Source organism: Bacteroides sp. 1001302B_160321_D4 (genome assembly GCF_015667765.1).
Taxonomy (GTDB): domain Bacteria; phylum Bacteroidota; class Bacteroidia; order Bacteroidales; family Bacteroidaceae; genus Bacteroides; species Bacteroides xylanisolvens.
In genome coordinates this window covers 16,191-34,697 of sequence record NZ_JADPLO010000040.1, presented here as the reverse complement: position 1 = coordinate 34,697, position 18,507 = coordinate 16,191, and the positions used below count along the sequence as shown (strand labels likewise).

17 protein-coding genes and 6 tRNA genes are annotated in these 18,507 nt (G+C 37.1%); 20 read left to right on the top strand and 3 right to left on the bottom strand.

Annotated features, from left to right (window positions below):
* Positions 1-758: 758 nt before the first annotated feature.
* On the bottom strand, positions 759-932 hold the full coding sequence (locus KFO40_RS15760) for a hypothetical protein (protein ID WP_153880776.1): 174 nt from the start codon (positions 930-932) through the stop codon (positions 759-761).
* Positions 933-1,331: 399 nt separating this feature from the next.
* Here KFO40_RS15760 and KFO40_RS15755 point away from each other — a divergent pair, with 399 nt between their 5' ends.
* The 12 genes from KFO40_RS15755 to KFO40_RS15700 all read left to right on the top strand — a co-directional run bounded on the left by KFO40_RS15755 (position 1,332) and on the right by KFO40_RS15700 (position 6,943).
* Positions 1,332-1,655, top strand: a complete 324-nt coding sequence (locus KFO40_RS15755; protein ID WP_109115738.1) for a hypothetical protein — start codon at positions 1,332-1,334, stop codon at positions 1,653-1,655.
* A gap of 362 nt (positions 1,656-2,017) precedes the next feature.
* Positions 2,018-2,335, top strand: coding sequence for a DNA mismatch repair protein MutS (locus tag KFO40_RS15750; RefSeq protein WP_109115739.1), 318 nt, complete (start codon positions 2,018-2,020; stop codon positions 2,333-2,335).
* Positions 2,336-2,562: 227 nt separating this feature from the next.
* Positions 2,563-3,090, top strand: a complete 528-nt coding sequence (locus tag KFO40_RS15745) for a hypothetical protein (RefSeq protein WP_008647695.1) — start codon at positions 2,563-2,565, stop codon at positions 3,088-3,090.
* Positions 3,091-3,292: 202 nt separating this feature from the next.
* Complete coding sequence (locus tag KFO40_RS15740; protein WP_008647689.1) at positions 3,293-3,691, top strand: ribonuclease H; 399 nt, start codon at positions 3,293-3,295, stop codon at positions 3,689-3,691.
* 285 nt (positions 3,692-3,976) lie between these two features.
* Positions 3,977-4,050 (top strand) — tRNA-Met (locus KFO40_RS15735).
* Positions 4,051-4,299: 249 nt separating this feature from the next.
* Positions 4,300-4,385: transfer RNA gene (locus tag KFO40_RS15730), tRNA-Leu, on the top strand.
* Positions 4,386-4,591: 206 nt separating this feature from the next.
* Positions 4,592-5,383: an SPFH domain-containing protein gene (locus tag KFO40_RS15725; protein WP_109115741.1), complete on the top strand. Its 792-nt coding sequence runs from the start codon at positions 4,592-4,594 to the stop codon at positions 5,381-5,383.
* Between the two features lie 366 nt (positions 5,384-5,749).
* Positions 5,750-5,821 (top strand) — tRNA-Glu (locus KFO40_RS15720).
* A 213-nt stretch (positions 5,822-6,034) separates the two neighbouring features.
* Positions 6,035-6,106 (top strand) — tRNA-Asn (locus tag KFO40_RS15715).
* Positions 6,107-6,189: 83 nt separating this feature from the next.
* Positions 6,190-6,260: transfer RNA gene (locus KFO40_RS15710), tRNA-Cys, on the top strand.
* A 44-nt stretch (positions 6,261-6,304) separates the two neighbouring features.
* Positions 6,305-6,826 carry a hypothetical protein gene (locus tag KFO40_RS15705; protein WP_141409265.1) on the top strand — a complete coding sequence of 174 codons (522 nt, stop codon included), beginning with the start codon at positions 6,305-6,307 and terminating at the stop codon, positions 6,824-6,826.
* Between the two features lie 44 nt (positions 6,827-6,870).
* Positions 6,871-6,943: transfer RNA gene (locus KFO40_RS15700), tRNA-Asp, on the top strand.
* 51 nt (positions 6,944-6,994) lie between these two features.
* On the opposite strand, the gene KFO40_RS15695 is transcribed toward KFO40_RS15700, so the two are convergent.
* On the bottom strand, positions 6,995-7,207 hold the full coding sequence (locus tag KFO40_RS15695) for a hypothetical protein (RefSeq protein WP_151433344.1): 213 nt from the start codon (positions 7,205-7,207) through the stop codon (positions 6,995-6,997).
* Positions 7,208-7,270: 63 nt separating this feature from the next.
* Here KFO40_RS15695 and KFO40_RS15690 point away from each other — a divergent pair, with 63 nt between their 5' ends.
* The 4 genes from KFO40_RS15690 (at position 7,271) to KFO40_RS15675 (ending at position 9,139) form a co-directional block, all read left to right on the top strand.
* The gene (locus KFO40_RS15690; RefSeq protein ID WP_109115744.1) at positions 7,271-7,492 is read left to right on the top strand and encodes a hypothetical protein; all 222 of its coding nucleotides are present in this window, start codon (positions 7,271-7,273) and stop codon (positions 7,490-7,492) included.
* A gap of 22 nt (positions 7,493-7,514) precedes the next feature.
* Positions 7,515-8,060: an adenylyltransferase/cytidyltransferase family protein gene (locus tag KFO40_RS15685; RefSeq protein ID WP_109115745.1), complete on the top strand. Its 546-nt coding sequence runs from the start codon at positions 7,515-7,517 to the stop codon at positions 8,058-8,060.
* Between the two features lie 4 nt (positions 8,061-8,064).
* A complete protein-coding gene (locus KFO40_RS15680) occupies positions 8,065-8,784 on the top strand; it encodes a DUF2829 domain-containing protein (protein ID WP_109115746.1) in 720 nt (239 codons plus the stop codon).
* Between the two features lie 88 nt (positions 8,785-8,872).
* A complete protein-coding gene (locus KFO40_RS15675) occupies positions 8,873-9,139 on the top strand; it encodes a hypothetical protein (protein WP_130061552.1) in 267 nt (88 codons plus the stop codon).
* Between the two features lie 460 nt (positions 9,140-9,599).
* On the opposite strand, the gene uxaC is transcribed toward KFO40_RS15675, so the two are convergent.
* Positions 9,600-11,006, bottom strand: a complete 1,407-nt coding sequence (gene uxaC / locus KFO40_RS15670) for a glucuronate isomerase (protein WP_117684230.1) — start codon at positions 11,004-11,006, stop codon at positions 9,600-9,602.
* Positions 11,007-11,204: 198 nt separating this feature from the next.
* Between uxaC and KFO40_RS15665 the strand changes: the two genes are divergently transcribed.
* From KFO40_RS15665 to KFO40_RS15650, 4 genes are all read left to right on the top strand, one after another.
* On the top strand, positions 11,205-12,272 hold the full coding sequence (locus KFO40_RS15665) for a substrate-binding domain-containing protein (RefSeq protein ID WP_004316195.1): 1,068 nt from the start codon (positions 11,205-11,207) through the stop codon (positions 12,270-12,272).
* A 26-nt stretch (positions 12,273-12,298) separates the two neighbouring features.
* Positions 12,299-13,738 (top strand): tagaturonate reductase, encoded by a 1,440-nt coding sequence (locus tag KFO40_RS15660; protein WP_004316196.1) that lies wholly within the window; start codon positions 12,299-12,301, stop codon positions 13,736-13,738.
* 453 nt (positions 13,739-14,191) lie between these two features.
* On the top strand, positions 14,192-14,677 hold the full coding sequence (locus tag KFO40_RS15655) for an HU family DNA-binding protein (protein WP_004316197.1): 486 nt from the start codon (positions 14,192-14,194) through the stop codon (positions 14,675-14,677).
* A 789-nt stretch (positions 14,678-15,466) separates the two neighbouring features.
* Positions 15,467-18,505, top strand: a complete 3,039-nt coding sequence (locus KFO40_RS15650; protein ID WP_008017561.1) for a PL29 family lyase N-terminal domain-containing protein — start codon at positions 15,467-15,469, stop codon at positions 18,503-18,505.
* Positions 18,506-18,507: the final 2 nt, after the last annotated feature.

Below are 18,507 nucleotides of genomic sequence, written 5' to 3'. Positions count from 1 at the left end.
ATCTAATGATTCACAAAAGGAAATACAAACACTTGTCCAGAGAGTCGATTCTCTTGAACATGAATTGTCATACCTTAAATTGACTTATGAATTAAATACACTTAATTCCGACATAACAATGTTTGCAAACGAGGTGTACACCAAATCTATCGCAATTCAATTAGACCTCTATAATCGAAATTTTAATTCCAAATTAGGTGATGCGTATCAACAATATTATGAAACATGCCAACGCAAGAAACAATCAATTTCTGAACTCATTGAAGCTAAGAAAACATTATACTTAATTAAAGTTATAACATATCCTTATTCCGAGAGTGAACTAAAGACGTTAAAGGCAAGTTATAACGTAATTAATGATGCGTATGACTCGTTAGGGAAATCAATGGAGTTACTGGAAATTGTTATTGATACATATAATAAGTTTTTGTAACTATTTAATTTCGGCTTATTCGATAAGTTGTGGAATTCCGAAATTGGTGTTAAAAAAGAATTTTGTCATTCTGGTGTAATAACTAAAAATAACAACCATTCTTTTTCCATCTTTCCTATTCTATAGAAAACTGTAGTTGTCAATATCAGTACTTTGGTATCTGGTATTGTATCTATTTAATATGATATTGTTATAGACTAAAATTTTGTTATATGAAAGCTATTATTGAAGCAAAAAAATATAGGGACACTGATTCTTCGTATATTGTTGTCGAGATACGTTTTTTGTGTGTTCCTATGTTTTATTATAAAAAGCAATGGGCTTGTTAGTCGATTTTTACGAAAGCATTTATATTTCCTGTTATTGTAAGATATGCTCCTTGGGTATGACTCCAGTACACTGCGGTTAAATGTTCATTGTCTATTTTATCTATAACAACCATCTTTATAGGATCAATAGCATTGACAATTTTTACACTGTCTCCAATTTCTATACTCATAATGATAAATATTTATTAATCGTTTCAGCAAAGATACTGCTATTTATTGATAATTGAATACAATTGTAGCCAATTAATTTTCCAAAAATGCACTTGGTTTTCTAAACTAACTCCATCCAGTTCCAACTATTACTTAAAAAAGGCCGGAGATATATTCTCCAGCCATACAGATAAAATTCATCAATTTGCAGAGTCTTTTTGACTCCTTTTGGTTAGTCCTGCAAACCTTGCGATGGCGGCTGAGAAAATATCATAAATCAGGGTGGTATAATTGATCCATGATATTCCAGGTGCATCGACAAGGTTTGCTACTAAAAGGGCAACCAGCATGACTAATCTTACCATGTTGGTTGCAAAATTACATAAATTGTTGATAATCGTATATAATCATTTATAAATATGACAAAAAACAAATTATCTATTGCGCCTCCAGATAAGAAGAAGACTTTGGAGGCGTTTTTTCGTTATTATGAGTTAAGCCGTTTATTGTTCGGTCAAAAGCAAAACGAAATATATGATGTCACAGACATTCCGAAAACAAATAAGTTTTATGAGTTAGCGAAAGAAATAGCTAAACAATTAGAAATTGACTGGGAAAGTATGACACACGAAGAAAGTAATCGTGTTATGTTGGCCCTATTGGAAGATTCATTTAATCTTATACGCGATATTGAAGATTCCAAATCTATAATCCTTCAAACTAAAATAGTGATAAAGAAATGAGTGATGCACAGATTTATGACTTGTATGCTCAAAAGATTTCGGATATAACCAATATTCCATATCCTTATATTATTGTATTGAGAGACAATGGCTTGTTGAATCAGAAAGAAGCAAGAGATAAGTTAATCCGATATGATTATTGGAAATTGATGAAAACAAACAAATTCACACACAACCAGATACTTGAAAAACTTTCTGGTATATATGATGTCAATAAACGTAAAATTTTATATGCGATAAAAGTTAAACCCAAGCGCGTATATTATTGTAGGCAATGTGGACTCCAGTTATCGAAAGTCAAATACATGCGAAACGATGGTATATGCGATAAGTGTATTTCTAAACAAATAAAATTATAAATTATGGACAATCTGTACATTGAAGCGTATAAGTTCTATAAGAATGACTACGCACATGGTTTAGTATTATTTCATATTCAATCTCATTTTGAGGCTTATGAAGATGATGCTATTCAACTGGGGGCAGCACTGAATCTCCCAGTACATCTGCAAGAAGGCGTGAAATTCTGTAGTTTCCCGGATTATGAACTTGAAAACACCTTGTTGTTCCTTGTACAGATTGGTATCTCGGTTAATACTATAGAATATCGAGATGAAAATGGGGTATTCGCAATACCAAAAGTGAAACAAATTTTGGATGATATTGAAGCTGATTATTGACATTTTCGATATACTAATAGTGATTTTTGTAAATATCTGTAATATAGTCAATTATATTAAGTATTATATTTAGTTTTATATATAGCTAATCTATTGTATAACAGTTGATTAAATATAAAATAATTAATAAATTGATGTCATAATTTAAAACAAAGTCGTACCTTTGCCTCACCATCTTAACAAAATAGTTGGTGAGGCTTTTATATGTAAACAAAAATCATAGGAATATGGATAAGATAAAAACAAAATTGAAATTTATTAAGTCAGACCGTACAGAGTCATGGGTAGGATTTGTTTCTATCAATACTAAAACCGGTTACATTAAGGGCGTTAGAGAAGACGCAAAGGGTCCTAAAAAAGTATGTATTGTAACACATGAGCTAGAGCCAATTATTGAGCCGAATGTGCTTTATGATGTACAAATGGTTCCTATGAAAAATGAAAAGGCTGGATACATCGTTGTAGCAGCGGAACCACATGCTTTTGATGCAAAGATTACTTCTACAGTTGTAAAGAATGCTGTGTATTTAGTGGAAGTAAAGTTCGGAAACAAGACAATCAAATACGATCCGCTGGATGGTGTCAAAGATTCTGTTCGTACTATTGATGGGGTTGTAGAGGAACTGTCAAAACGTAAAGACATCAAGAATCTACTGCTGGTAATTGATGATTTCTGTAAGTCAGCAAACATTGTATTAACCGCATTCCAGAACGATGGTCATTATGTCGCAGCAAAAAAAGTTCTCAAAAAGTAGAAAACCTAAGCTGCCGAGAAAAAGAAAAAAGGCTTGTATAAAAGCACAAGGACGCGCTTCGTATTATAGCACTGTTAATCTTGCTAAAGTAGAAGGAGAGTGGCCTTGTAAATTTTGGGTTAATTCGACAGTAGAAATGAAACCGGTAATGATAAATGGTACTGTGGCTCTTATTCCCACACCCGCTCAATATTGGTAGAATATGATAGAAATTCCAGTAGAGGGAATAGCTACAGACGCAGCTCATTCCACGAAAAATAAAATAACAGAGTTTCAGGGGATAGATTTACGGACCGGTAAGCGGATATTTTATCAGAACCTGGGTAATAAAACGGTGAATATTGGTGAGTTCTTAGGCGTTGTTGAAGCGGCAAAATATATCATAGAAAATGATTATTCTCCCAGAATTATCTATACAGATAGTATAACAGCAATAGCTTGGTTTCAAAACAAAAAAACAGCATCCAAGAAGAAATGCAAAGAACTTCAGAAAGCCGAGATATTTCTTAAAACTCTTGCATGGGATGTTGATACAATTGAAGTCCGACACTGGAACAACAAAGAATGGGGTGAGACCCCTGCTGATTTTGGAAACAAATAAAATCCTCCAGCAAGAGAACTGGAGGATTGAGATATACAAATCATCATTTGTTGGAAGTCTTTCTTCCTCTGAAAGCCCAGATAATGTCAGCGATAGATTTTAACGATGCGGCTACATCGAAATCCACTCTTATTCGTAGGCATTTTCTCATTGTAAAGGCAATCAGCACCCATGCGATTGGCATATATTCGCAAAGGTAAGAAGAATCTTTCAAAGTAGGACAGTTTTTCAAAATTCTGTCAACTAACGGCTGTTGAGATACTTAGTCATAAATAGCCGTTACATAGCGGGATGGAGCAGTTGGTAGCTCGCTTGGCTCATAACCAAGAGGTCGCCGGTTCGAGTCCGGCTCTCCGCCACTAACTAATTAAATTAATTATAGTATGAAAGAGCAAATCATATCTGAAAGGGCAAATATTATTGCCAATTTGAGACAATTGGTTCAGTCCTTAGTGGAGTTGAATACGAGAGCTAAAACACACGTGTCTTCCAATAAGGCAGACATTAAGAAATTGAGAAAAGACAATAAAGAGTTGGAGAAGATGAAAACCCGAAACTCATTCTTTATCCGGATTTTTTCTTTGTTCTTTAAGTCTTGATAAGATGATGCCGCAATGGTGGAATTGGTAGACACGATGGACTTAAAATCCATTCGTCCGAAAGGACGGTGCAGGTTCGGCTCCTGTTTGCGGCACAATGACATTAGTCAATAAGAGTTCTTTGAAATATACCAAACTTAATATGCGATGAAAAAGTATATAGAACAATTCTTTTTTATGATAGCGGTCTTATTCATTGGCAATAGAGTATTCAATCATGTTGACGCTTGGTTGGGAATTGCTATATGTTTTGGGGTTTGCTATCCATTTATTAACATCATTAAATTAATTATCAAAAAACATGAAAACGAAGATTAAGTTTATGTTGGTTGCTCTTATGGCAACAGTGATTTTTTCATCTTGTGAGCGTGTTGCTCCTAACTACGCCGGTGTCCTTATGGAGAATTACGGTAAAAAAGGTAAAAATGATTTTAAGATTGTGTCCGGAAAGGTTTCTACATGGGAATGGGGGACAGAGTTGTTCCAGGTACCGTTGTTTGAACAGCGAGGAGGTTTCCAGAGAGCAGTTACTCTGAAAGCTGCTGACAATACGGAATTTGAGGCTACTCCTTTATACTCATATAGAGTAATTAAAGACAAAGCGATTGATGTTGTTTTCGATAATAAGCATATAGGTAATGGCGATGGCTTTATGAGGTCCTTGGAGGATAACATTTTGGAACCGCGTATTTACGACCTAATTAAAGAAGAAAGCCGGAAGTATAAAACAGATACGCTTATGGCCGATGGTGGCTCTTTAGCTTTTGAAAAGCAGCTAGAGGATATTGTTAGGGCGGAGTTTAAAGAACGAGGGTTAGATTTAAAATCGTTTTCTGCTCAATTAGAGTTTAGTAAGAGAGTCCGGGAAAAGATTGATAATAGAAACGAGGTCAACACTAATATTTCCGTTATTGATCAGAAAATCGAGGAACAGAAAAAGCAAAACGAACTGGAAAGATTAAAAACCGAACAGGCTCTTATCACATCGAAAGGGTTAACTAAAGAAATTCTATACAAACAGTTTATAGACAAATGGGACGGAAAAACGCCGCTGTATGGGGTAACTCCAGAATTTCTGAAGATGACGAATTAAAGCCCGTAAGTAAATTGGAAAGAGGAGGGGTACGATCCATGCAGTTTCCAACTTTGGTGTCGCTGGGATGGCTGCATGGGTTGTTAAGAAACATCTTGGAAAAATGTTTTGCACCCCCTTTATTCCTCTGGATGGAAATTATGTAAAATGCTTGAATGCCTGTGAACCGATCGTATTTCACATTCCAAATGGCAAGAAAGCTCAATTGTTGTTTTTACGTCCTACGGACGGCTTATCGTCTTTTGATTTCCTTTACGAGAGCGCGAATTTCTCGTACAAGGAGGACAAGCAACAGCAAATAAATTTCCATTACGGCTGCAAAGTTAAAACTTTTTAGCCAAAAGCCGGTGAAAAATCCGGCTGTTTGCTCGGTTCGTCTATCGGAAAGGACATCTGCCTTTCGAGCAGAAAAGAATGGTTCGACTCCATTACCGAGTACAACAAGCCCGAAGTACAAGGGAACGAACATGCAGGTTATGCTGAGACAAGTCAATATGCAAGTAAACTAAGCCCTGTTCGGAATCGTTGGTCCGGGAGTGTGATACCGAGCTGTTGGTAGAATCGGTATGTTAGATGTCTTTACGGGAGTGTTCGATTCCTCCACCATCGCCGAAAGGGGATGGGTCGGTTAGGGAGATAAAGACATCATTTGCTCTTATAGCTTAGTGGTAGAGCAGATGACTGTTAATCATCAGGTCGGTGGTTCAAATCCATCTAAGAGCGCATTTAAGGTTAAAAAGATTGTTATTGGATTAGCTTATTTTTCTTTCCGCAAAGCTGTGAAGTTGTGAAACTTCCAGCTCTCTGGTTCATTAGCCAAGTGGTAAGGCAATGGTCTGCAAAACCATGATCGCAGGTTCGATTCCTGCATGGGCCTCAAATGGGATGCAATTAATTTTCCACGATTTTAAATTGATTTATATGACAGTATCCAATAAATTGAAAGAATACTATAGAGCATATTATCAGAAGCATAAAGAAAGGCTAAAAGAATATGCCAGACAATACTATCAAAAGCATAAAGAAGAAATAAAAAGAAAAAACAATGCTTTTTATCATAGTCACAAATACCGAAATGCGATGTATTACCGTAATAAAGTAAATAGTGGTCAAGTAGCACAATATGTCAAAAAGCGGAACCAACGTATTGTGAATACAAAGATTAGTATATTGCTTTATTCTTTATCTCACCAGAAAGAAATCTTAGATGAGAAGAGAAAAAGAGACGAGTTACGTAAAAAAAAGAATAGAGAAGGTGCTAAAAAACGTTATTACAAACAAAAAGAAGAGGGCACTCTAAGAACTTACCAAGATAGGCGTGACTATCTAAGAGCTTATAATAAAGAATATTATTATCGAAAACGTAAACAAAGTAATGGGGAGTTGCAATTACTCCCCAAAGATAACAACCATAGGGCTAATATGGTTGTGAAATCAAAATGACAGCGGCTATTCGTAAAGTTGAATCAAAAGAGATATGACATTATAGTGCATTAGTTCAGTGGTTAGAACACTACACTGTCACTGTAGAGATCACGAGTTCGATTCTCGTATGCACTGCAAAAATACAACCATGCAGCCAACTACTGCATGGAGGAAGATAAAAATAAATCAATTGTTAAATCTACGGACAATCCATTTGCCTATAAAGTAGCTTGCAATACAAACCGCGAAACTGGCAGTAATTGACACTGCTAATGTCAAGTCCAGATTGATGTCGTAGTTAACATTAACATTTACGTTGGTTGTAAAGTTGGCGTTAATGTTTGTATTACAACTATTTATAGTAAACATCTGAAGGAAAGCCGTTATCAACGGATTCATTTCAATCAGTTTTAACCGCAAAGATACGGCTTTTCTTCTTATTGTCCGTCTAAAAGCATTATTATGAGTAGTCAAACAAAAACATCCGGTAATGGAATCGGATTCTTAGGATTGCTGGCAATTGTGTTTATCACATTAAAGTTGTGCAATGTAATCAATTGGTCATGGTGGTGGGTAACTTCACCTCTTTGGGGAGGAGTTGCTGTTCATTTTGCCATTATTGCAATTTCATTGCTTGTACATGCAATTGCAATCATAGTGAGAAGTATGATTAATAAGAAATAACCATCAGCTTATTTGAGTAGTTATGAAAACAGGAGTAATATTGGCTCGATTCCAGCCTATACATAATGGACACCTACAGCTGATAAAGAAGGCTTGTGACGAGAATGAGCAAGTTTTAGTTATTATTGGATCAATAGATAAACTCTCAAAACGGAATCCGATACCTTGGACTATCCGAAAACAGCTTGTTGAAAAGGCGATTAAAGACCATTCTCTTCACGAAAAAACGAAGATTGTTGAGCTTGCTGACCTTTCTGATGAATCTGACAACAGTCACGATTGGGGTTTTTATCTTTATTCGTTTATTGTTAGCAAAATCAACCAGTCTGATTTCACCATCTATTACTCTGATGGATTTGAGACCATCACATCTTGGTTTCCAGGATTTCTTTTAAGGAATAACGTGTCTCTATCTTTACTTGCCAGAAACACTTGTGAAGATGGTGTGTCAGCAACTATGGTGCGTGATATGATACTTGCTGATAGCCTTCCAGAAAATAATGTGGTCCCACAGTGCGTGTATGATATGCGCCAGACAATTAAGGCATTTTTAAACGTTTTCAAATAAAAATATGAAAAAGTACATTGAAACAAAACAGATTGAAGCCGAGCCTATGACATTGGGCGACTTCGTTCAAGAAACGGGTAGAAACCCCTATGGTAAGGACATTGAAAACCATAAAGAAACCGAGAAAGGTTATCGTGTTAAATACGAAGATGGTTACGAAAGTTGGTCGCCTGCCAAAGCGTTTGAGAAATCATACAAGTGTGCAGACACCTTTCTTGACCGTTTGCATATTGAAATGAAAGACTTGTATGACAGGTTGGATAAACTTGTTGCTTTCATTGATTCTGGAAAGATGGATGAAGTGGTAACAGACAACTACCAAAAATTTTTGTTACGCTTACAGCAAGTAGTGATGGGTAATTACGTGAAAACACTTGAATGTCGTATTGGATGTCTTGATGGTGCTCCTAATGCTCCGTTTAACCAGATGTCTTTCGGAGTTGCAATCGAAGCGTTGAAATTTGGTCTTGCTATTCGTAGAAAAGGTTGGAATGGAAAGGGATTGTGGGTCATCAAGCAAGTCCCGGCACACATCGAAAGCGATATTGTTCCGAAGATGCAGTCACTTCCTCAATCGGCAAAGGACCTTATTCTGAAAGGCAAGGGTTTCATTAACTATACAAGCCAATGCCTTATCTACAACGAGAATACTGGTCGTGCTGATTCATGGATTCCGTCTATCAGTGACGTGTTTGCAGAAGATTGGGAGATTGTTCAACAATGAAGTTTCAATCATATAGAAACAGCAATTTTTTCTGCAAAAAGCTCTTTTGTTTGTCAATGATTATAAGTTGGATATAAAGACGTTAATTATGATTATATTAAAAACAACAAAAAGTAGCATTGAAATAGTAAAACAAATGGTCAAAGAAATGAACGATTTTGAGTTCAGAGCGTATACACCTGAATGTCATTTCTACTATAATTTATTATGTGATGAGCTATCACAGTTTGTAAATGAACATCTCGTTTGTGATGCAACAGTTCGTCAAGAAGCAAAACAATATATCTATAATAATTTAAAGCGTTTATATGTACCTGGAATTGGGATATTACCATTTCCTGAGATGGAGTTGTAGTATGTTAGAAGTTTCTCGAAACACATATTCTGAGATTCATAGTCCATATAAAAATTGAGCTGAAAGGAGAGCTATGAATAAAAAGAAATAAAATCCAATAAAGACATAGATTTATTCTCATAATGAATTATCTTTGTACTATAAACAAGTGAGTCTATCCTACATTTATTAACCTATGGTTGGTAATGTAGATGAATTGAAATATTGGGATGTGATACTAAAATGATACCAAATGTGTAATTATCTGACTATCAACATCAATTTTACCCCCTGAGGGTGTACAAAAAAGAGGTAACTAAGGTTGCCTCTTTTTTTGTATATCAAGTGCCCGCCTGAAAATCAAGGAATAATGGGTCAGTCCGAAAACCGGAATAATATGAACAGAACATAAAAATACCGCTACTCAAAGCATATTCGACTTTGGTAGCGGTATTTTTTTTATAGTGTAACTGCTAATCCGTTAGAACTTGAAGAAGTTCTTAGCATTGTTGTAGCTGATATCTTCAATCATTTGGTTTACGCGTTCCATTTCAGATGCAGGGATTTCTCCGTTCTCTACATCGCGTCCTACCAAGTTACATAATGTACGGCGGAAATATTCATGACGCGGGTAGGATAGGAAAGAACGAGAGTCTGTCAACATACCTACAAAGCGGCTTAGGAGACCAAGCACAGACAAGGCGTTCATTTGTTTTTCCATACCATCCTTTTGATCGAGGAACCACCATCCCGAACCAAACTGAATTTTTCCCGGGATAGAACCATCTTGGAAGTTGCCCAACATAGTTGCAATCACTTCATTTGCGCATGGGTTCAGGTTATAAAGGATTGTTTTAGTCAATTTGCCATTGGTATTCAGACGGTCAAGGAATTTAGCCATTGCTTTGGCTGTGGTGAATTCACCGATAGAGTCGAAACCGGTGTCAGCGCCCAGTAATTTGAACATCTTGGTGTTGTTATTGCGGATAGCGCCGTAGTGGAACTGTTGAGTCCATCCTTTTTCCCAGTCCATTTCACCGAAGATAACAAGCATGGCTGATTTGAATTTCAGAATTTCTTCTTTGGTCAATTCTGTACCGCCATATACCTTATTAAATATAGCCTTGATTTCAGCATCGGTATAATCTTCTGCGTAGAATTCTTCAATACCGTGGTCAGACAAACGGCAACCTTGTTCTGCGAAGAAGTTGTGACGTTTGCGTAAAGCAGCGATCATATCATCAAAATTGGAGATAGTAACACCGCTAACTTCTGCCAGCTTTTCTACATAACTACGGAAATCAGCAGGGACTTCTACAGCCATAGCTTTATCAGGACGCCAAGTTGGCAACATCTTGATTTCAAATCCGCTTTCACGTGTTTTGATGTGATATTCCAGTGAATCGATAGGATCATCCGTAGTACAAACTACCTCTACGTGATAGCGACGCATCATTCCACGAGCTGAATATTCAGGTTGAGACAGCTTTTCGTTACATTCATCGTAAATTTCGCGTGCTGTTTGTGGGTTCAATATTTTATTGATACCAAATGCAGTTTTCAATTCGAGGTGAGTCCAGTGGTACAGTGGATTACGGAAAGTATAAGGAACTGTTTCCGCCCATTTTTCGAATTTTTCCCAGTCTGTGGTATCTTTTCCTGTGCAGAAACGTTCATCTACGCCGTTTGTACGCATTGCGCGCCATTTGTAGTGGTCACCGCCCAACCAGATTTCAGTCAGTGATTTAAACTTGTAGTCGTCAGCTACCATTTGAGGGATGAGATGACAGTGATAGTCGATGATCGGCATTTTAGCCGCATGCTCGTGATACAACTTTTGCGCGGTTTCTGTTTGCAGCAAGAAGTTTTCGTCCATGAAGTTCTTCATTATTACTGTGTTTTAAGTATATAAAATTATTACTTTCTGTATTTATACCTATATCGTATTGATTTTAAAGCTAATAGGCGTAAATCTCGTTTTAGTTTTATTAACCGTTATCGAACACAAAAATAGAAAATTTACTTGGAGTAACAAAATAATTCGTATATTTGCAGCGATTATTTATAATATTTAAGTTTTAGCACTATGGAGGACCAGAACTATACCATTAAAGACATAGCCCGTATGGCCGGTGTTTCCGCCGGAACGGTGGATAGGGTGTTGCACAATCGTGGCGACGTGTCTCCCAAAAGCAAAGCTAAAGTACAAAAGGTACTGGATGAGATTCATTATCAACCCAATGTGTTTGCTATCGGTTTGGCTGCTAAAAAGAAATATTCTTTCCTCTGTTTGATACCTTATTATATAGAACATGACTATTGGCATTCGGTAGTCGGGGGGATTGAGCGTGCCCGGCAAGAGTTGCGTCCTTTTAATGTGGGTATAGATTATCTGTGTTACCATCATGGAGATGAGAAAAGTTATCAGGAAGCCTGCCTCGCTATAAAAGAAAAGAATGTAGACGCAGTGTTGATTTCTCCGAATTTCCGGGAAGAGACGCTGGCGCTGACAGCTTATCTGCAGGAAAATAAGATAGCTTATGCTTTTGTTGATTTCAATATGGAAGAAGCGAGAGCCTTGACGTATATTGGGCAGGATTCCTATAAGAGCGGATATATTGCAGCAAAAATATTGATGCGCAACTATTCGGCGGGAGAAGGTCAGGAGTTAGTCTTGTTTTTAAGTAATAATAAAGATAATCCGGCTGAAATACAGATGCAACGTCGTTTGGACGGTTTTATGAGTTACATAGCCGAGGAATATAACAACCTGGTAATCCATGAGGTTATACTCAATAAATCCGATCAGGAAAGTAATCAACAGACATTAGATGAGTTTTTCCGGGCACATCCGAAGGCTGCGCTGGGAGTTGTATTTAATTCCAGAGTGTATCAGTTGGGAGAGTATCTCCGTCATGCGGGACGTAGCATGAAAGGGCTGATAGGATATGACCTTCTGAAAGCAAATGTAGAGTTGCTAAAATCAGGTGATGTGCATTATTTAATCGGGCAACGTCCGGGATTGCAAGGGTATTGCGGGGTGAAGGCTCTGTGCGACCATGTTGTGTTTAAGAAGTCTGTTGAACCTGTAAAGTATATGCCTATCGACATCCTGATTAAGGAGAATATTGATTTTTATTTTGAATTTGTATAATATCAACTTTATAAATTACAACTAACATGAAAGCATTAAACAAAGAAACTGCTCCTAAAACACAACGTCCGGAGCGTATTATCCAATTTGGCGAAGGTAACTTCTTGCGTGCATTTGTTGATTGGATTATTTACAACATGAACCAGAAAACCGACTTCAATAGCAGTGTAGTAGTGGTTCAGCCCATTGATAAAGGTATGGTCGATATGCTGAATGCACAAGACGATCTTTATCATGTTAATCTTCAAGGATTGGATAAAGGCGAAGTTGTTAACAGCTTGACAATGATCGATGTAATCAGTCGTGCATTGAATCCATATTCTCAAAATGACGAGTTCATGAAGTTGGCAGAGCAACCTGAAATGCGTTTTGTTATTTCAAACACTACAGAGGCTGGTATTGCTTTTGATCCGTCTTGCAAACTTGAAGATGCTCCTGCTTCATCTTATCCAGGTAAACTGACTCAATTGCTGTATCATCGTTTCAAAACATTCAATGGTGATAAGACAAAAGGTTTGATTATTTTCCCTTGCGAACTTATTTTCCTGAATGGACATAAGTTGAAAGAAACTATTTATCAATATATTGAATTGTGGAACCTGGGTAATGAGTTTAAAACATGGTTTGAAGAAGCTTGTGGCGTATATGCGACATTGGTAGACCGTATCGTTCCGGGATTCCCGCGCAAAGATATTGCTGCTATCAAAGAAAAACTGCAATACGATGATAACTTGGTTGTTCAGGCTGAAATCTTCCATCTGTGGGTGATTGAAGCTCCGCAGGAAGTTGCCAAAGAGTTCCCGGCTGATAAGGCAGGACTGAATGTGTTGTTTGTTCCTTCGGAAGCTCCTTACCACGAACGTAAGGTAACTCTGTTGAATGGCCCGCACACTGTTCTTTCTCCGGTTGCTTATCTTTCTGGTGTGAATATTGTGCGTGAAGCTTGTGAACATGAGGTTATTGGTAAATATATCCACAAAGTAATGTTCGATGAATTGATGGAAACATTGAATTTGCCGAAGGATGAGTTGGAGAAATTCGCCAACGACGTATTGGAACGTTTCAACAATCCATTCGTAGATCACGCAGTGACAAGCATTATGCTGAATTCTTTCCCAAAATATGAAACTCGTGATTTACCGGGATTGAAGACTTATCTCGAACGTAAAGGCGAACTTCCTAAAGGCCTGGTACTTGGTTTGGCTGCTATCATTACTTATTATAAAGGTGGTGTACGTGCTGACGGCGCTGAAATTGTACCAAATGATGCTCCTGAAATCATGAACCTGCTGAAAGAACTTTGGGCAACCGGTTGTACAAAGAAAGTAACCGAAGGTGTTCTGGCTGCTGATTTTATCTGGGGAGAAGATTTGAATAAGATCCCGGGATTGGCAGAAGCTGTAAAAGCAAACTTGGATTCTATCCAGGAAAAAGGAATGCTTGAAACTGTGAAAGGTATTCTGTAAGATATAAGATTATAACCATAAGGTTAATAAGTAGAGGGCATTTTGATAGAGTATACAACTATCAAAATGCCCTTAACTGTTAGATAATTAAGAGACGGAAAGTTATTAATTGTTAAAGACCAAATTTACATTCTTCGTATTTTTTATTTCCATAACCTTCTTTTTCTTCGTTTTCACGGTTTGAAAAGGCTCAAATCCTTAATGACCAATTTTGTCTCTTTTTATATGAATTATTATTCTACTTTTTTGTTTTATAAATGCCTGGTTTATAAGGAGAAAACGAATTTGATATGATGAATATTGCATAAAAAAGTCATCTGTAAAATACAATGAATCAAGACCTTTTTTACCATGGTAATCTTGCTTGTAAATCTCGTAATGTGTTCATACCTTTGTTGCGAAGTCAATAGTGTGGCTTCCTAATATTGTTTAACTTTTTAATCTTAGGCGTATATGGCTATCAGATATAAAAAGAAAAAAATCACCTTATGTTTCGATAAGGAAAATAAGGTAGAAAAGTATGTTGCAGCAAACGTTCTAGTTGGGAGCATCAACTATAACAAGTTATGTGATGAAGTAAATCAGCGGACAGGCGTTCATCGGGCTATGGTGGATGTGGTACTGAAAGGAGTGCAAGATACTATGGTGTCATTTTTAGAAGAAGGATTCTCTGTAAAGTTGGGAGAGTTCGGTTCATTTCGTCCAGCTATTAATGCCGAGAGCCAAGATAAAGCTGAAGACGTGAGTGTTAATACCATTATTAGGAGGAAGATAGTCTTTACTCCGGGAGGTGCATTCAAGGAAATGCTTGGATCAGCTAGTATAGAACTGTTTGGAGATAACGTAACCAATCCTAACGGGGATAACGGTGGAGAACCTAGCGAAGGAGGTGGCTCTTCTGGAGGAGATTCAGGAGAAGCTCCGGATCCGGCAGCTTAATTCTTACTAAAAAATAACTTTAGATAGGGAAGGTTCTTTCAGGAGCTTTCCCTATTTTTTTGATATTTCGGGTAGAAATGCTCTAATTCGCCGTTGGGCAATGGTGAATTTGTGGTTGCCTAACGACATTTTTGCCGTTGCCCAACGGTGAATTTACTGTTAGGTGCAAAATTTTAGTAAGATTTGTATGCGGAAAGTAGGATTTCTACTGGATTTATAATTTGTTTTTCCTATCTCTTTTTATCACCTATTTTATCAAAAAGTAAGAAGTATCTTGATTTTTCTTCTGTTAGCTTCTTCTAGAAAATTTATTTGTGAAAATATTTTCAATCTTTGCCGCGTTATAGCAGTAGATTGTTCAAACGCGTATTATCCTCAAGATACAATGAAGATAATTAATCTTCAATATTGCTTTTCATCTCATTTTATCCCAAATTTGCAGTCTCAATACCCCAAGAGTGTTGTTTATGCGAAATATTTTCTATCTTTGTAGCGTTGCAGCAATAGTGTTTGTATGTGCAACATTACATATTAATAGATGAAAGTGTTTAGCTTTTATCCTTGTTAGGAAATCTGGTAAATTTCAATTGACATAAGGATAGCAATAACACTCATCACTTGTATAGTCGTGTGTAATTTTATATTACATATATATACGAGTGTGGGGTATTGTTTATTTATGTCAAGGTTTTACCAGAACCTCCTAACAGATAAACTAACGACTCCACACTTTTTTTATAGACTTACCACTGCTAAGGAGTTGAGGTGGCGACAAAAACTCTAATAATTATGATGAAAAAGACAGTATTCTTTTTCTTAATGATTGCAGCTTTAAGTACTTCATTCTATAGCTGCAAAACAAACACTGATGATTTATGGGATAGTATTCATCAATTGGATGGCAGGGTAACTTTACTTGAAGAACTCTGTAAACAGATGAATGGAAACATTGGAGCGTTGCAAACGTTACTACAAGCTTTGCAAAGTAATGTAAGCATCACAAAAGTAAATCCTGTTACAGAAGGTGGTAAGACGGTTGGTTACACTATTTCTTTTTCAAAGGGAGATCCCATTACTATTTATCATGGAGAAAAGGGGGATAAAGGTGATACGGGTATTGCCGGTAAGGATGGAGTAACGCCGGTGGTTGGCGTGAGACGAGATACGGATAATGTTTATTATTGGACGTTAAACGGAGAATGGTTAATTGATGATGCCGGGAATAAAGTAAAGGCAGTAGGTGAAGATGGAAAAGATGGAGAAAATGGTATAGATGGTAAACCTGGTATGGATGGCATTACTCCACAATTGAAAATAGAAAATGGTCGTTGGTGGCTGTCGATGAATAATGGCAGTACGTGGTCGAATATAGGGCAGGCTACAGGTGATACTGGTAAAGATGGAGTGGATGGTGACGATATGTTTAGTGATATAGATTACACTTCCAGTCAGGACTTTGTTACTTTCACCTTGTCGAATGGAACTGTTATAAAACTGCCGACTTGGTATGCTTTTGGCGAGTTGCAAAGCTTGTGTGAACAGATGAATACTGATATTTCGTCTATACAATCAATTATTGAAGCACTACAACAAAAAGATGGTATAACTAATGTGGTACCTTTGAATGATAATGGGAAGGTGATTGGTTATAAACTTTATTTTGAAAAACGTGAACCGATAACCATATATCATGGTAAAGATGGGGCAGATGGTAATGATGGTCAAGACGGTTCGGATGGCAAGGATGGGGTGACACCTGTTGTCGGAGTGAAACAAGATACCGACGGTATCTATTATTGGACGTTGAATAGCGATTGGATGAAAGATGATAATGGTAATAAGATAAAGGCGCAAGGTGTTGACGGTTCGGATGGACAAGACGGCACGGATGGTACTAATGGTGTCACTCCACAGTTGAAGATAGAAGAAGACGGCTATTGGTATATATCTTATGACAATGGTTCGAACTGGACAAAACTAGGAAAAGCGACCGGTGCGGATGGAACAAGTGGAGACGCTTTCTTCAAGAATGTGACGGAGGATGATGATTATGTTTATTTGGAGATGCAAGCCGGAAACATTATCTCCGTACCCAAACACAAAAAGCTGTCTATCACTTTCAATGAAACGGAGGATATACGGGTATTAGCCAATCAGACTTATCCCATTCAATATGCTATTACGGGGGCTACGGATAAGACTGTATTGAAAGCTTTGGCGCAAGATGGTTTCCGTGCTGTGGTAAAATCTTTGGGTAATGCTTCCGGAGTAATTGAAGTGACTACACCGGGAACGATACTTAGCAGTGAGGTATTGGTTTTCGTTTCCGATGGCGAAGAACGTACTATCATGCGTTCCATCAATTTTGTGGAAGGAGTGATTAATATCACCGACCGTTCTTATACGGTTCCTTATACCGGTGGTACGGTGAGTGTGCAGCTTTCCACTAATATCGATTATACCATAGAAATTCCGGAAGCGGATAAAACATGGATTTCTATCGCTCCGACATCACGTGCCATAATGCGGGATGAAACGATTACATTTAATGTCCAACATAATAATAATACTCAATTGCGTTATTCGATTATTAAATTAGTTGACAAATTGGGAGTTACTTCTGAAACAATACAGATTACTCAGCGTGGAGGAAGTTCACAGGATATTTACGTGGCAACAGCAGGAACTTTGGAACAACAAATCAATAGTGAAGACGCTAAAATTTTAGAAGAATTGAAAATCACAGGACATCTGAATACCTTTGATTACGAGTTTTTAAAGACTATGCCTAACTTGAAAACGGTAGATCTTTCAGAATTGAGTGATACAAGTATACCGGCTAGTGCCTTTAATAATTCTCTGGTACCTACAGTGTTATTGCCACTGAATTTAAAAACAATTTCAGATAGAGCGTTTTATAATAGTTCTATTACTTCCATTTATATACCTCAGACAGTAGAAAGTATTGGTCAATATGCTTTTGCGAACACTCTTAAATTAACAGGGAATATTGTGATTCCTTCAAAAACTGCAACTATTGGAGAACGCGCTTTTGAATATTCTGCTTTTAACGGGACTTTGATATTAGAAGAGGGAGTGCAGAGTATTGGAACAGCAGCATTTGCTGGTTGTAGCAAAGTAACAGGAGACTTAGTGATACCGAATAGTGTAACAAGTATGAAAGGGTCTGCATTTCAATCTTCTACTTTTACAGGTTCATTGAGTATAGGAAATGCGTTAACGGATATTCCGGCTTATGCTTTTCATGGTTGTAGCTCTTTTAAAGGAAAAATTACTATTGGAGGAAATGTTAAGAGTATTGACGATCATGCTTTTGAAGGATGTGCAGGACTTACTGGTAACTTGGTAATTCCTAATAAGGTTGAGACTATTGGTATTTATGCTTTTTATGCTTGTATTGGATTTGATGGATATTTAAGTATCGGAAATTCAATGAAATCTATTGGAAAGTGTGCATTTGTCGGAGAAGAAAAAATTGGGAAAGGAACTGTCCCTAGCACTGTAGGACCGGATAAAGAGTATGCTCGATGTTCTTGGACTCCCATATTTAATAAGGTATATTGTAAAGCTATAGAATCACCTACATTAGGAATAGAAAATTTATTTGATGGTTATAAGAATGTTTCAGTCTATATCGTCTTTGGAACTAGTCATACTGTGAAATATGGGGGAGGTCCCATGTATATTCCCGAGCCGACCATGTGTAATGAAAATTATCCTCAATATCTATTTATTCCAATAAATGCTTCAGGATATGGTAAGAATGGATGGGGAGGATTTGAAATTAAATCAGAAGTCGAATTTTAAAC